Consider the following 14,285-nt stretch of genomic DNA (forward strand, 5'->3'; position numbering starts at 1 on the left):
GGATGGTTACCTGGCGCCGCTCGACCCGAATTTCGGCGGTTGTGGCCGCACCTTATCGGGCGAGGATGGCGGCTACGTCTTCCGCACCGTCAAGCCCGGACCGTATCCCTGGCCGAACGGCCCCAACGACTGGCGCCCGGCACATATCCATTTCTCGGTTTTCGGCCATGGTTTCGCGCAGCGGCTGATCACGCAGATGTATTTCGAGGGCGACCCGCTGATCTGGAAATGCCCGATCGTGCGCGGCATCGCCGACAAGGCGGCCATAGAGGCGCTGACCGCAATCCTCGACACGCAGGCGACCATTCCGATGGACGCGCTCGCCTACAAGTTCGACATCGTGCTGCGCGGGCGGCGCTCATCGCTGTTCGAAAACCGGCTGGAGGGCAATTGATGGCCCAGTCGCTCGACCGGCTCAGGGAGAGCCCCTCGCAGACCGCCGGACCCTACGTCCATATCGGGCTGACGCCCAATTTCTGCGGCATCGGTGGTGTCTATCCCAGCGACCTCGGTGCAACCATGGTCAACGACAGGACCAAAGGCGAGCGCATCAAACTTCACATCCGGGTCCTCGACGGCACCGGCACGCCGCTCAAGGATGCGCTGATCGAGATCTGGCAGGCGGACGCGGATGGGTTTTACAATTCGCCGGCCGAATTGCGCGGTGCCGCCGATCCGAACTTTTTTGGCTGGGGTCGTTGCCCGACCGACATGGAAACCGGTCTCTGCGCCTTCGAGACGGTCAAGCCGGGCCGTGTGCCTTTTCCAGATGGCCGTCTGATGGCGCCGCATATCACACTGTGGATCGTGGCACGCGGCATCAATGTCGGGCTCAACACCAGGCTCTATTTCTCCGACGAGGAGAAGGCCAATGCCGAGGACCCTATCCTTGCGCGCATCGAGCATCGCCTGCGCGTGCCGACGCTGATCGCCGAGCGTCAGGGCAGTACCTACGTCTTCGATATCCATTTGCAGGGCGAAAAGGAGACGGTCTTCTTCGACAGCTGACCGTGGCCGCCATGACCGTTTCGCCCTTCGATCACCCGCTGCTTTCCGGCCTGCTCGGCGATGAAGAGGCGGCCAGGTATTTTTCCGTCGAAGCCGACATCGCTGCGATGCTCGCTTTCGAGCGGGCACTGGCCGAAGCGGAAGCCGAGCGCGGCGTCATTCCACGTGATGCCGCGGCGGCGATCGTGAAAGCACTGGGATCGTTCCGGCCGGATACGTCGGAGCTGAAGGCGGGCGTCGCCAAGGACGGTGTGGTGGTGCCGGAGTTGGTGCGCCAGATCAAGGCTGCTGTCGGAGTGCCGCACGATACGTACGTCCATTTCGGCGCGACCAGCCAGGATGTCATCGATAGCTCGCTGGTGCTCAGGCTGCGCGGCGCGGTCGACCATATCGGCCTGCTGCTCGGCGAGAACATCGTGCGCCTCACCGGGCTGGAACTGGAGTTCGGGAGCCGCGAGCTCATGGCGACGACGCGCATGCAGCCGGCAATACAAATAACTGCGCGGGATCGGGTCGTTTCGTGGCGGGTGCCGCTTGAGCGTCACCAGGAACGCCTGAAAGAGCTCTCGGGTCGGTTGCTAGTGGTTCAGTTCGGCGGCGCCGCCGGCACGTTGGAAAAGCTCGGCGGCAAGGCCGGCGCGGTGCGCGCCGCGCTCGCCGCCAAGCTCGGTCTTGCCGATGCGCCGCAATGGCATAGCCAGCGCGATACGCTTGCCGAATTCGCCGCCTGGCTGTCGCTGGCGACCGGCGGCCTCGGCAAGTTCGGACAGGACGTCGCGCTGATGGCGCAGACGGGCTCCGAGATCAAGCTGTTGGGCGGCGGCGGTTCCTCGGCCATGCCGCACAAGCAGAATCCGGTGAAGGCGGAAGCATTGGTGGCGCTGGCGCGCTTCAACGCCACGCAGCTCTCCGGGATGCATCAGGCACTGGTGCATGAGCAGGAGCGCTCCGGCGCGGCCTGGACGCTGGAATGGCTCATCCTGCCGCAGATGGTCGTGGCGACCGCGGCCGCGCTCAGGCTTGCGGCCGAGTTGGCCGGACAGATCGAGAGCCTCGGTCATTGATGCGCACACGCGTCGCCATCATTGGGTCCGGACCGTCCGGCCTGCTGCTCGGTCAGTTGCTCGCCACCATTGGCGTCGAGACGATCATGCTTGAACGGTCGAGCTGCGAGCATGTGCTTGGACGTGTGCGCGCGGGTGTGCTCGAACAGGGCACGGTCGATCTGCTCGGCCAAGCGGGCGCGGCGGACAGGCTGCACACCCAGGGCCTGCCGCATGCCGGCATCTCGCTCGCCTTCGATGGCCGCGCGCATCGCATCGACATGGCAACGCTTACCCGCGGCAAGCATGTCACCGTCTATGGCCAGACCGAGGTGACGCTCGATCTGATGCAGAAGCGCGAAGCGGCGGGACTCCCGACCGTCTTCGAAACATCGAATGTCGCGCTGCATGATTTCGGCGGCGCGTCGCCCTTCGTCACCTACGACAAGGACGGCCTCACGCGTCGCATCGACTGCGACTTCATCGCCGGCTGCGACGGCTACCACGGCGTCAGCCGCAAATCGGCGCCGGAAGGCGCGCTGAAGACGTTCGAGCGGCAATACCCATTCGGCTGGCTGGGCGTGCTGGCGGAGGTGCCTCCGGCCGACCACGAGCTGGTCTATGCCAATCACGAGCGCGGTTTTGCGCTCTGCTCGATGCGGTCGCCGCAACGCAGCCGCTACTATGTGCAGGTTCCCGCCGATGAGCGCGTCGAGACCTGGTCCGATGACCGGTTCTGGGACGAGTTGCGCGGGCGCCTGCCGCCACGGATAGCGGCCGCCGTCACCACTGGGCCGTCCTTCGAGAAGTCGATCGCGCCGCTGCGCTCCTTCGTCGCCGAGCCGATGCGCTTCGGCAGGCTGTTCCTGGTCGGAGACGCCGCCCATATCGTGCCGCCGACTGGCGCCAAGGGCCTCAACCTCGCTGCCAGCGACGTGCGCTATCTGTTTGCCGGACTTCGCGAATTCTACAACGGGAAGTCAGAGGCCGGGCTGGACGCCTATTCGTCAAAAGCGCTGGCGCGAGTCTGGAAAGCGGTGCGCTTCTCCTGGTGGATGACGACGATCCTGCACCGTTTTCCGGAGACAGGCGAGTTCGGCCAACGCATCCAGGAAGCCGAGCTCGACTATCTCGTAAATTCCAAGGCTGCATCCACGGCATTGGCCGAAAACTACGTCGGCTTGCCCTATTGATCTGCCTGGACGGTCAGATCCCCTCCAGTGCGATGGCGATGCCCTGGCCGACACCGATGCACATGGTGGCCAAAGCCAGCTTGCCGCCGCGCTCGCGCAGTTCGAGCACCGCGGTACCCGTGATGCGCGCGCCGGACATGCCGAGCGGGTGGCCAAGCGCGATCGCGCCGCCATTGGGGTTCACATGCTCCGCCTTCTCGGAAATTCCGAGTTGGCGGAGCACGGCAATGCCCTGGGAGGCGAAGGCTTCGTTCAATTCGATGACGTCGAACTGTTCGGGTGTCAGGCCGAGGCGGGCGCAAAGCTTCTTCGTCGCCGGCGCCGGTCCGATGCCCATGATGCGCGGCGCCACACCGGCGACGGCACCGCCGAGGATACGGGCGATCGGCGTCAGGCCATGCCTCTTCGCGGCTGCCTCGGACGCGATGATGAGGGCGGCAGCGCCGTCATTGACGCCGGAAGCGTTGCCGGCGGTGACGCTGCCGCCCTGGCGGAACGGCGTCGGCAGTTTGGCCAGCGTCTCAATGGTGGTGCCCGCGCGGGGGTGTTCGTCCTTCACGACGATGATGGCGTCGCCTTTCCCTTGCGGGATGGTCACCGGCGTGATCTCCTTCGCCAACCGGCCATTGGCTTGCGCGGCGACCGCCTTGTCCTGGCTGCGTACCGCGAAGGCGTCCTGGTCGACTCTGCTGACGGAAAAATCCTCGGCGACGTTCTCGCCGGTCTCGGGCATGGAGTCGACGCCATACAGCTTCTTCATCAGCGGGTTGACGAAGCGCCAGCCGATGGTGGTGTCGTAAATCTCGGCATTACGTGAGAAGGCGGTGTCGGCCTTCGGCATGACGAAGGGCGCGCGGCTCATCGATTCGACGCCGCCGGCAATCATCAGCTCGGCCTCGCCTGATTTGATGGCGCGCGCGGCGATGGTGACGGCATCCATGCCCGAGCCGCACAAACGGTTGACGGTCGAACCTGGAATGTCCTGCGGGAGGCCGGCAAGCAGCAGCGCCATGCGCGCCACATTGCGATTGTCCTCGCCGGCCTGGTTGGCGCAGCCATAGACGACGTCATCGGCGGCCGCCCAGTCGACGCCGGCATTGCGCTCGACCAACGCCTTCAACGGAATCGCGCCGAGATCGTCGGCGCGGACGGAGGACAGCGCGCCGCCGAAGCGGCCGATGGGCGTGCGGATGTAATCGCAGATGAAGGCTTCGGTCATCTAGGCAGCTTTCCCTTTGGCGGCCCCTTGATGCGCCGCCTTGGTGCGGGCCTGCAGGTCGCGCAATGTCTTCAGCTCGAGTTCCGTCGGCGTCGGCGTCTCGTCAAGGGCCTGGGCGAACTTGACCGTCCAGCCACAGGTTTCCTGCACCCGCTCGCGGCTGACGCCTGGATGCAGCGAGACGACGGTGAATTCCTTAGTTACCGGATCCGGTTTCCAGATGGCAAGGTCGGTGATCAGCAATGTCGGACCGGCGGTCTCGATGCCGAGGCGCCGGCGATGATCACCGCCCTCGCCATGGCCGAAGGAGGTGAAGAAGTCAATCTTCTCGACCATGCCGCGCTTCGACTGCGCCATGGTGATGTAGACCTGCCTCGACGAGGTGGCGATCTCCGGCGCGCCGCCGCCGCCGGGCAGGCGGGTCTTGGGATGGAAATAGTCGCCGATGACGGTGGTGTTGATGTTGCCGAACTTGTCGAGTTGGGCAGCCCCGAGGAAACCGATCGAGATGCGGCCACCCTGCAGCCAGTAGCGGAACATCTCCGGCACCGCGACGGTAGTGACCGCGGTTTCGGACAGTTCGCCGTCGCCGATCGACAGCGGCAACACGTCGGGCGCGGTGCCGATGGTTCCGCTCTCATAGATCAGCGTGATGTCGGGTGCATGCGTCAGCCTCGCCACGTTGCAAGCGGCGGAGGGCGCACCGATGCCGACGAAACAGACATCGTTGTTCTTCAAGGCGCGGCTGGCGGCGATTGTCATCATCTCGTTCGGGGTGAAGCCCATATCCTTCGCGTCGCTCATGCGGCTTTCCTCAGATGCTCGACTCGACCGGCAAAGTCGTCCCCGCTGCTCTCGATGACGTTCTTCTGAATCCAGGCCTGGAAGCGGTCGCGGTCGGCGGCGATCTCGTCCCATTCCAGATAGGCGGCGTTGTCGCGCTCGTAGTAGCCATTCGCGTAGGAGGGGTGCGAGCCGCCCGGCACGACCGAGATCGCCGCGATCGTCCAGTTCGGCAGCACGGTAAGATTGGGATGGAGGTCATCGAAATTGTCCACGACTTCCTCGACCGTCACCACGGCGCGCTTTGCGGCAAGAACGGCCTCCTTCTGGATGCCGATGATGCCCTCGACCAGCACATTGCCTTTTTTGTCGGCCTTCTGCGCATGGATGAAGGTGACGTCGGGCCGGATCGAAGGCACCGCCGCCAGCACCTCGCCGGTGAACGGACAGGTGACCGACCTGATGTTGGGATTGACGTCAGCCAACCCGGCGCCGCGATAGCCGCGAAACACGGCACAGGGCAGGCCGGCCGCGCCCGCTTCATAGGCGTTGGCCATCCCGGCATGGCTGTGTTCCTCGATCTCGATCAACCGGGGGAAACCGTTCTCGATCGCATCGCGGGCGCGCCGCAGCAGGCCGACGCCGGGGTTGCCGACATAGGAGAAGACGATTTTTTTCGCCATGCCCATGCCGATCATCTGGTCGTAGATCAGGTCGGGCGTCATGCGGATCAGGGTCAAGTCGCGAAACCCCTGGCGGATCGCCTCGTGCGCTGCCGCCGTCGGGATCAGATGGGTGAAGCCTTCGAAGGCAACCGTGTCGCCATTGCTGAGGTTCTCGGCCACGGCCTGTTTGAGCGGCAGGAACTTGACCATCTCGATGGCTCCACCAGCCTATGAAAAGTTCGCATTGCGAACGTAAGTTTTATATGAGATACTCTTAACCTAGGTCTATTTGCAGAGTCAACGCCAATCCGGGGGCGGCCGTGAAAGACGAGACAAGTTCGCGAGATCACGTCGGCTCGCTCGAGCGCGGACTGGCGGTCATGGAGATCTTGGCCCGGCATTCCGCCGGCATGACGCTGACCGAGATGGCCGAGGAAGCGGGGCTGACCCGTGCCGGCGCCCGTCGCTTCCTGCTCACGCTGGCCACGTCCGGCTATGCGACGCAATCCGGCCGCCTGTTCTCCCTGTCACCGCGCCTCCTGACCGTTGCCCGGACTTGGCTTGGCGGCGCCTCGCTATGGACGTTCGCGGTGCCCATCATGCAAGAGGTTGCGGAGCAGTTCGATGAAGCCTGCAATGCTGCGGTGCTGTCGGGGGAGGACGTCGTCTATGTCGCACGCATTCCAGGCCGCCGTATTCTGAGTGTTGCGCTCGACGTCGGCACCAGGCTGCCCGCTTACTGCACCTCGATGGGCCGCGTACTGCTTTCCGGCCTGGCAGCCGATGCGCTGGGAACATTGCTTGCCGGAGCGAAGATCGATCGGCGAACGCCGAAGACGATCACCGATCGGGCGCTTCTGGCCAAGGTCATCGATCGGGCGAGGACGGACGGCTTTGCCATCGTCGATGAAGAGTTGGAGCTTGGCCTGCGCTCGATCGCCGTGCCGATCAGCGACCGCACGCGCCGCATCGTCGGCGCCATTAACGTCTCTACTCAGTCGGCGCGCTTCTCCGTCGAAGCGATGAAGCACGAGATCTTGCCCGTGCTGCGCAAGGCAAAGGGGCGAGTGGAGGAATTTTTCCTGGTTTGAGAGTAGAGGGTGTCGAGGCAGACGCTAACCGATGGCGGTCCCGGTCTAACCGGGGCGGTTTTTTTGCGTTTCGACTGCGGGAGTTTGCGGTCTACGACAGGCGTGATCGACCCGCCAAGTCCGGCAGCGAAGCATGAACCGATGCTATCACGTCCGGCAAGCCAGACACGGGCAAAGGATTGTTGCTGACATATGCTGAGACAATGTCGGCCGTTAGCCGCCGACCGCAGCGAGATCGTTGCCGACGTCGCCAACGATACAAGCTTGCAAATGGCTTCCATGCCTAGCACTAGCGCGGCCCCGCTGGTGTCGTCGTGGCAGTCCGGCGCGGCAGCACTGCGTTATGAGGTGGATTGGCGTCGAACGTCTGCGCCCAGGCGCGGTGTCGATGATGATGGCGTCGAATGGGGCGTGGACGAATCGAGCGGAGCCTGACCACCATGGATGCCGACGAACAGAGGCAATTTGTCGAGGACGTCGCCGATACATTCGTTGCACTGCAGGCGAAGGAGGTCAAGCCGCTGACCGACAGGCTATGGGCGCTGCGTACAACGCGCTCTTGCGACGCCTACCTTTCCGCTCGGCCGTCGGCTTGCTGACATTGTGTCAAATCCAAGAGACACGCCCCGCCGAGGCCGTCTGGAACAGCGCGAGCTTTGGCTTGAGTGATTCCTCAGTTTTGCTTTCGGTCACGGCAAGGGCTTACCGTCCGGCCCCAACTGCTCGATCTTTGCGTCCCCATCGACGGAGACCGTCGCCTGTAGCCGCCGCCGACCCTCAGTGTCTATCAGCACGGTGCCCGAGCCACCCTGGTTGTTGAGAAATAGATAGGCCGAGGCACCGCCCGGGCGATCGAATTTGACATGCGCGCCCTTGTCGTCGATCTCAAGCACTACGCCAGGACCGGAAGCGAGCGGATTGGCAAGTGTGACTGCAGGGCGCCCCGAAGCGTCCGTACGCGCGGTCATGGCAGGTTTGCCGTCGGGGTTTAACAAGACGATCGTGGGCACGCCGTCCCAGGCCGACAGCAGGATGCGGGGATGACCTTGGGCATCCACGATCCGGACTTCCTCGGTAATGACGGGTTGGCTGGGCGGTAGACTGTTCATGAACTCGCTCCTTATCATTGTGTCTCTCGTTGGGATCGACGTCTGAAACGGTCAGCGTCTGGCTTGTGCCGGCCAGTGTCAGCATGGCGATGCCGCCAAAGACCCAACGGAACGCGGCACGCACTGCCGTCGCCGACAGATCGGTTGCATGGGCTCGATAGTTATCACCAGCGCGGCAAAATTGGCAGTCGCGACGCCTGCCAGGACCCGCACGAGCGGCGATGTCCTGTCGATGTCAAGCCCGAGACTGAGTGCGGCCAACATGGCGAGAGCCGCCCCGACAAAATGGACTGTGCCTGCAACGCCCGGCACGAAACGACCTATGACCTCGTCGGAAGCCGCGCGCATGCAATCCTTGGGCGCGGTCTCGCCGATCATCACCTGGGCAAGCGTCATCAGCCCACCCCCGCCCAAGCCCCGGAGTCGATCATCGCGCCCTTGCGCCCGATCGCGTCGCCCGTCGTCCGTACACGCGGCTGCGATGGTGGCTGCCAGCAGCGGTTTCGCAACCCAGGCGATGTGGGCGTGCAGAGCAGTCGCCACAATCGTCTGGTAGAGCACTGCCGAGGAACATGGCGGGTGCGACCGGTGCGAAGGCGGCGACGAATCGATCTGCGCCGGCGTCTCGGTAGCAGCTGGAGCCGAAACAGGTCGGCCAGAAACAGCCGGGTCGGCATCAGGTGGTATGGGAACCACCTCGGTCACAAGGCAAGCCGCAGCAACGCGCGCAAACCGTATGCGAAGGCGGCAACCCCGCTTGAGGAGAGCAGCCACAAGCCTGCGAACCAGCAGAGCTGCCGCGCACGCCCGCTCACGTATCCCACCCTGTCTCGGGCGTGCGCCCGCGAAACACGTAATAGGCGAAGGCGGAATAGGCTAGCACCACGGGTGTGACCACGACGGCACCGATAAGCAGGAAGATGTGGCTTTCGGTCGCGGAGGCCGCCTGCCAAAGTGTTAAGCGGAACGGCACCACGTCGGGGAAGACGACCAGCGCCAGGCCGCCGATACCCGACAGCATCATGACGATGGCAGCGAAAAAGGGAGCACCATCCGCGCCCCGACCGACGCGCATCCAGCAAAAGCCGGCCGCCAGCAGGAAGACCATATCCGGGAAGGCGAACGCCACGGGCCGCTCTTTCCACGCCTCAGTGATCGCCGGCTGCACGAACGGGGCGAGGATCCAGGCGGCCGCCGCGAAAAACACCGTGATCGGCAGCGCGAACCGCAACGCACCTTGCGCAAAGGCGTGCATTTCGCCGGTGCCCTTCATGTAAAGCCAGCCGGCGCCAAGGACGATGTAACCGGCGACCAGGGCGACCGCACATAGCAGTGGAAACGGCGAAAAGACATCGCCGACGCTGCCTGCGAAGGCTTCGCCGTTTACTGCTACTCCCTGGATCAATCCGCCGACAATCAGCCCTTGCATGAGGGCGGCAAGGATGGAGCCGAGACCGAAGGCAACATCCCAGCGACGACGGCCGGCGACCTGTTGAACCCGGAACTCGAAGGACACGCCACGAAGACCAAGCGCCAACAACATAATGATCAGCGGCAGGTAGAAGGCCGGGAGCAGGATGCCGTAGGCGATCGGAAAACCGGCAAGCAGACCGACGCCCGCCATGATCAGCCACGTCTCGTTGCCGTCCCATGTTGGCGTGATCGAGGCGACCATGCGATCACGCACGGCTTCGTCGGGCTGGAGGAGAAGAAGAGCGCCGACCCCAAGATCGAAGCCGTCGAGTAGCACGTAAAACGTCAGCGCGAAGGCGACGAACAGCGCCGAAAGAAGCGGAAGGTCGATCATGGGGCCACCACCTTTTCAACGGTCTTCGGGTTGAGCGCGGGCTTGAGCGATCCGCTCGCTTCCGCGTGCGCCGGCGCATCAGCCGGACCCTTAGCGACGAGCCGCGCGGCAAAGATCAGGAAGGCGCCGAGAAACAGCGCATAGACGCAGGCAAAAGCGATCAACGTGGTCAGCAAAATGCCAGCCGGAACCGGCGACACAGCATCGACCGTGCGCAGGAGGCCGTAGATCACCCACGGCTGGCGGCCAGTCTCGGCCAGGTACCAGCCGCCAAGCGTGGCAAGCACGCCGGACGGCGTCATCCAGACCAGCACCCAGAGGAACCAGCGCGTTGTGAACAGCCGCCTCCGCCAGCGCAGCCAGAGGCCAGCGATCCCGACCGTGAACATCACGATCGCGAGCCCGTACATCACGCGAAAGCCGTAGAACACCAGCCCCATATAGGGCTGCTGATCGGGCGGGGTGTTGCTCAGGCCCTCGACCCGACCGGTCAGGCTATGGGTGAGCCAGATGCTGCCGAGCCAGGGCGTGCCGATTTGGAGCAGGTTGCGCTGGTTCTTCTGATCAGGGATGATAATCCAGTTATACGCGGCTGGCGATGGCGACTGCTTGTCCCAAAAACCTTCGGCCGCCTGCATCTTGGCTGGCTGATGCTGTAACATCTGACCATAGAGGATATCGCCGAGGAAGACCTGGACCCCGATCAGGACGACAGCAAAGCCGGTGCCCATCGACACCGTGCGGCGCGCGAAAGCCTCGTGGCGACCGTGAAGCAGATACCAGGCACCGATCCCGGCGACGGCGAAGGATCCGGTGATCCAGGCCGCCGTGAGCATGTGCGGCAGCCGATAGGGCCATGAAGGGTTGACGATGACCTTCCACCAATCCGTGACGACCAGCCGGCCTTGCTCCATCGCGACTCCGTCGGGCGTCTGCATCCAGCTGTTTGCAGACATAATCCACGAGGCCGACAGGATTGTGCCAACCGCCACCAGACAGGTCGCCGCGAAATGAAGTTTCGGGCCGACCCGGTTCATGCCGAACAGCATGATGCCTAGAAACCCCGCCTCGAGGAAAAACGAGGTCAGCACCTCGAGCCCGATCATCGGACCGATCACCGGTCCGGCAACCTGGCCGAAGCGGGCAAAGCCGAGCCCGAACTCGAACGACAAGACAATGCCGGTAACCACGCCGATGCCGAAGGTCATGGCGAAGATGCCGAGCCAGAAGCGGTAGATTTCCAGGTAGAGCGCGTCGCGCGTCTTCAGCCAAAGCCCTTCTGTGATGGCAAGGAAGGCCGCAAGCCCGATCGAGATGGTTGGAAAAATGATGTGGAAGCTGACGGTAAAGCCAAACTGGATGCGGGCGAGCGTTGCGGGATCGAGCGTCATGCCTGCTGCCTCCCGGTTCTAGCGATGACCCCGACGGCGACGACGACAAACAGCGCCAGCGCGCCGATTGCAGTGCCAAGGCCGAACACGCCTATGATCGCAAAGAAGAAGAAGATGCCGGCCATCGCCGTTACAATCGCTCCGAGCGTCTGCATTGAGGGTCCTCCACGGTACTAATCAGTTGGGCGCGATGCCGAGCTGCTGGTCGACCGTCAGCCGATCCCAGTAGATGGTTACTTCCTGGATTCGGTGATCGGGCGCGTATTTGAGCCGCATGACACCGGCGTGATCGAACTTGCGGTTATTTCCTGGCGTCGTCTTGCCGGTCGCTGGATCGGTGTAGGGCCCACTCCAGGTTCCCGTCACCTGCTCGACCGATACACCGGTCATGCCATCGACCAGCTTGTCGGTTAGTTCGACATGGAAATCGGGATAGGCCTTGAAGATCATCGAAAAGAAGGCGCGGGTGCCGGCGGCGTCGAGTGGCGTGGGATTGCTCGGCTGGTGGATCACGACGTCGGGGGTAAACAGCATCATCACCGTTTCGATGTCGTGGCTGTTCCAGCCGGCTGCCCAGCGATCGATATCGGCATGGGTGAGCGGACCGGCAGTCGGAGCGCCGGTCGTTGCGCTGGTTTGCGCAAGGGACGGCATGGCGAGGACCACGCCAAGCATCGCGACGAGCGACAGGGCCTTCATTTGAATTCTCCTCAAGCCGAACGGATCATGTCGCGCGCATACTCAAGGCCCACGCCGTAGCCGCCGACGATACGCGGCCCGGCTCATAGTTGTCGTGCCGCCTCCGGTCGCGCTGTAGCTCCAGCAGAATTGAAGCCCACGACGTGATGATCGCGCCTGCCTGCTCCAAGCCCGTTGCGACGACCGCCGCCTTCGCGGCCTCATCTTCCCACCGGTTCATGTTGCGCCTTCGATCGGCATCACAGGCAGAACGGCGGCATCATAGGATCGCAATCGACTATCGAGCCGACGTGCTGACAATCACCGGCACGTCGAACGATATGGCCCTGTGTGCCAGCCCCACGGCGGTGAACCGCAGGACTGGCGATCTGCCGGGCCGGCGGCAAAGGCAAGACCGGCCTGTTCATCCACGAGAATGGCGGCCCAGTCGGCGGGTTGCAGCAGTGGAACCGTCACAGGCATCTCCTTCACAGACTGACGATGCCGCCGAGCGTACATTTGAACGGTGCGACAATCTTGGCTAATTATATTGTATTTTGTTGAAAAGCGTTCCGCTGATCGACACGTCGAGACGCGCATGCCTGACGGCCTCCCGCCCATGCGCCCTCACGCCCACACCCCAAGGAGCATTTTCAGTTCTGCAGAACAGTCGTTGCAGCTTCAGGCGGGCGCCGTCTGATTATCGGAGTGGATCACGCTGCGATATGTGGAAGGAGAACGTCATACCGACAGCCCTCCCATGCCCGCCAGGTGCTGATCTCAACGGATGATCAGACGCTCATTCTGATCGGCTTCCAATCGCTGTGGCGTTCGCCACCAAGTCGATCCCCCACGTTGAGGTGCATCGAAGGTCCCTGAGCTTGAGCATTCCGGGGTGTGCTGTTCTAGCTTCCGAGGTACTTGGCCTCAGCGCTCATGCCGCAGCCAGTGGATTGGCCAATTATGCTTTCGTTGCGGTGGGCCAGCTATCAGGTCAGATATCCATTCCAGCCCTTCGGCATGGCGACACGAGATCGCGATCGCGCTGGTCAACGGTACGGCCAGAAATAGCCCGCCCACTCCCCAGATCAGTCCCCAAAGGGTCAGCGACAGCATGATGACGAAGGGGCTGAGGTTCAGAGAATGGCCTAGCAAGGCCGCCTCAATGATGTTCGTCAGGACGAAGTGGACCGCGACGAGTACGGCAAGAACTATGATCGCCGGCCCGAATATGCCGAACTGGATGAGTGCCAGTAGTGCGGGCAAGCCTGCACCAAGGGCACCAACGACAGGGATATAGGTCAGCACGAACATCACAAGGGCCCAGAAGCCGGCGAAATCGAGCCCCACAAGCCGCAGAGTGCCGTAGGTAATCGCTGCCATGGTCAGGCTGAGGACGGTACAGACGCCGAGATAGGCCTGAACCTGCTGGCTAATAAGGTGGATGATGCTGCTCTCGTCTCGGGTGCCGCACATCGAATTGATTCGCCCGAGCTTCGCTGGCAAGTAGCGCTGTTCCGCCAGCAAAAAGCCCACGTAAACCAACACCAGAACGATTTCTGTGACGGAACTGCCGATCGACCCTGCTGCGTTGCCGACGACGGCCATCAGATCGGATGTCTTGAAGAGTGTGTTGACGTCTACTGCAGGAACAAACTGATGCAGAAATGGATGCGACGACCATATCTGTGCGAGCTTCGCGCTGTAGGTGGGGATCTGCTGAATGAGCACATCCATCTCGTTGGAGACGATCAAGATAACAGAGTAGAGGGCAGCAGCGATAAACGCAAAAGCAGCAATCCATGCTGCCCAAGCGGGAAATCGAACATGTCGCAACAAGCTCACAAAGGCATTGAGGACCGCCCAGAGCAGCAGCGCGAAGGCGAGGGGCACCAAAAAGGGCCGACCAAAATAAAGCAGGACCAGGAGCAGAACCGCATTGGACAGCCATCGAGTCAGGTGAAGCCGTTCAAGGGTCATATCCACTCCATTGATCTTGAGCAGTCGGAATTATCTCAAACCGTTGCTTCTTGCATCAAAGAAATCGCGATCCGGAGATGCCCGTTGCGCCTCCGCACGTTTTGTCGGACATTGGGCAGCTGGGCGCACTCTTTCGGGATCTACGAGGCGTGCGTCGATCCGTTGCCGGAGGCTGAGTGTCTGCAGCTGAAGGCTGAACTTATTCTTCGCCGGGTCATGGCGTGCTCCCGGTCGACGGAAACCGTGGCAGTCCGCGCTGCTGTCCCCATCGTTCGAACACCTCGATCATGATCATGCGGCGCCAAAGCAAGGCATGGC

15 protein-coding genes and 2 pseudogenes are annotated in these 14,285 nt (G+C 62.9%); 6 read left to right on the plus strand and 11 right to left on the minus strand.

Annotated features, from left to right (window positions below):
- From FJ548_RS25210 to pobA, 4 genes and pseudogenes are all read left to right on the plus strand, one after another.
- Nucleotides 1-394, plus strand: a pseudogene (locus tag FJ548_RS25210) (protocatechuate 3,4-dioxygenase subunit beta); the annotation flags it as partial.
- Nucleotides 394-1,008 (plus strand): protocatechuate 3,4-dioxygenase subunit alpha, encoded by a 615-nt coding sequence (pcaG, locus tag FJ548_RS25215; protein WP_140779272.1) that lies wholly within the window; start codon nucleotides 394-396, stop codon nucleotides 1,006-1,008. The pseudogene FJ548_RS25210 and the gene pcaG, both read left to right, overlap by 1 nt.
- A gap of 11 nt (nucleotides 1,009-1,019) precedes the next feature.
- Complete coding sequence (locus FJ548_RS25220) at nucleotides 1,020-2,072, plus strand: 3-carboxy-cis,cis-muconate cycloisomerase (protein ID WP_140779273.1); 1,053 nt, start codon at nucleotides 1,020-1,022, stop codon at nucleotides 2,070-2,072.
- Nucleotides 2,072-3,244 carry a 4-hydroxybenzoate 3-monooxygenase gene (gene pobA, locus FJ548_RS25225; RefSeq protein ID WP_140779320.1) on the plus strand — a complete coding sequence of 391 codons (1,173 nt, stop codon included), beginning with the start codon at nucleotides 2,072-2,074 and terminating at the stop codon, nucleotides 3,242-3,244. The genes FJ548_RS25220 and pobA overlap by 1 nt, the downstream gene beginning before the upstream one ends.
- Nucleotides 3,245-3,257: 13 nt before the next feature.
- Here the strand turns inward: pobA and pcaF are convergent, their stop codons facing one another.
- Genes pcaF through FJ548_RS25240 form a run of 3 tightly spaced genes read right to left on the minus strand, consistent with a single transcriptional unit; the run spans nucleotide 3,258 to nucleotide 6,121 of the window.
- On the minus strand, nucleotides 3,258-4,463 hold the full coding sequence (pcaF, locus tag FJ548_RS25230; RefSeq protein WP_140779274.1) for a 3-oxoadipyl-CoA thiolase: 1,206 nt from the start codon (nucleotides 4,461-4,463) through the stop codon (nucleotides 3,258-3,260).
- On the minus strand, nucleotides 4,464-5,267 hold the full coding sequence (locus FJ548_RS25235) for a CoA-transferase subunit beta (protein WP_140779275.1): 804 nt from the start codon (nucleotides 5,265-5,267) through the stop codon (nucleotides 4,464-4,466).
- Nucleotides 5,264-6,121, minus strand: coding sequence for a CoA transferase subunit A (locus FJ548_RS25240; protein ID WP_140779276.1), 858 nt, complete (start codon nucleotides 6,119-6,121; stop codon nucleotides 5,264-5,266). Before FJ548_RS25240 ends, FJ548_RS25235 begins: the two co-directional genes overlap by 4 nt.
- Before the next feature lie 110 nt (nucleotides 6,122-6,231).
- On the opposite strand from FJ548_RS25240, the gene FJ548_RS25245 reads away from it, so the two are divergent.
- On the plus strand, nucleotides 6,232-7,002 hold the full coding sequence (locus FJ548_RS25245) for an IclR family transcriptional regulator C-terminal domain-containing protein (protein ID WP_140779277.1): 771 nt from the start codon (nucleotides 6,232-6,234) through the stop codon (nucleotides 7,000-7,002).
- A gap of 109 nt (nucleotides 7,003-7,111) precedes the next feature.
- On the opposite strand, the pseudogene FJ548_RS25250 reads toward FJ548_RS25245, so the two are convergent.
- Nucleotides 7,112-7,264 (minus strand): annotated as a pseudogene (locus tag FJ548_RS25250) (MucR family transcriptional regulator); the annotation flags it as partial.
- 142 nt (nucleotides 7,265-7,406) lie between these two features.
- Here FJ548_RS25250 and FJ548_RS25255 point away from each other — a divergent pair.
- A complete protein-coding gene (locus FJ548_RS25255; protein ID WP_140779278.1) occupies nucleotides 7,407-7,601 on the plus strand; it encodes a hypothetical protein in 195 nt (64 codons plus the stop codon).
- A gap of 90 nt (nucleotides 7,602-7,691) precedes the next feature.
- Here the strand turns inward: FJ548_RS25255 and FJ548_RS25260 are convergent, their stop codons facing one another.
- From FJ548_RS25260 to FJ548_RS25290, 7 genes are all read right to left on the minus strand, one after another.
- A complete protein-coding gene (locus tag FJ548_RS25260) occupies nucleotides 7,692-8,111 on the minus strand; it encodes a hypothetical protein (protein WP_140779279.1) in 420 nt (139 codons plus the stop codon).
- A 78-nt stretch (nucleotides 8,112-8,189) separates the two neighbouring features.
- Entirely contained in the window at nucleotides 8,190-8,507 is a 318-nt protein-coding gene (locus FJ548_RS25265) for a hypothetical protein (RefSeq protein WP_140779280.1), read from the minus strand.
- Nucleotides 8,508-8,922: 415 nt separating this feature from the next.
- Entirely contained in the window at nucleotides 8,923-9,918 is a 996-nt protein-coding gene (gene cydB, locus FJ548_RS25270) for a cytochrome d ubiquinol oxidase subunit II (RefSeq protein WP_140779281.1), read from the minus strand.
- A complete protein-coding gene (locus tag FJ548_RS25275) occupies nucleotides 9,915-11,309 on the minus strand; it encodes a cytochrome ubiquinol oxidase subunit I (protein ID WP_140779282.1) in 1,395 nt (464 codons plus the stop codon). The genes cydB and FJ548_RS25275 overlap by 4 nt, the downstream gene beginning before the upstream one ends.
- Nucleotides 11,306-11,464, minus strand: coding sequence for a hypothetical protein (locus FJ548_RS30035; RefSeq protein ID WP_181168903.1), 159 nt, complete (start codon nucleotides 11,462-11,464; stop codon nucleotides 11,306-11,308). The genes FJ548_RS25275 and FJ548_RS30035 overlap by 4 nt, the downstream gene beginning before the upstream one ends.
- A 22-nt stretch (nucleotides 11,465-11,486) precedes the next feature.
- Nucleotides 11,487-12,008: an ester cyclase gene (locus tag FJ548_RS25280; protein WP_140779283.1), complete on the minus strand. Its 522-nt coding sequence runs from the start codon at nucleotides 12,006-12,008 to the stop codon at nucleotides 11,487-11,489.
- Between the two features lie 906 nt (nucleotides 12,009-12,914).
- Nucleotides 12,915-13,967 carry an AI-2E family transporter gene (locus tag FJ548_RS25290; RefSeq protein ID WP_140779284.1) on the minus strand — a complete coding sequence of 351 codons (1,053 nt, stop codon included), beginning with the start codon at nucleotides 13,965-13,967 and terminating at the stop codon, nucleotides 12,915-12,917.
- Nucleotides 13,968-14,285: the final 318 nt, after the last annotated feature.

The sequence above is a fragment of the Mesorhizobium sp. B2-4-17 genome, assembly GCF_006441275.1.
GTDB lineage: Bacteria > Pseudomonadota > Alphaproteobacteria > Rhizobiales > Rhizobiaceae > Mesorhizobium.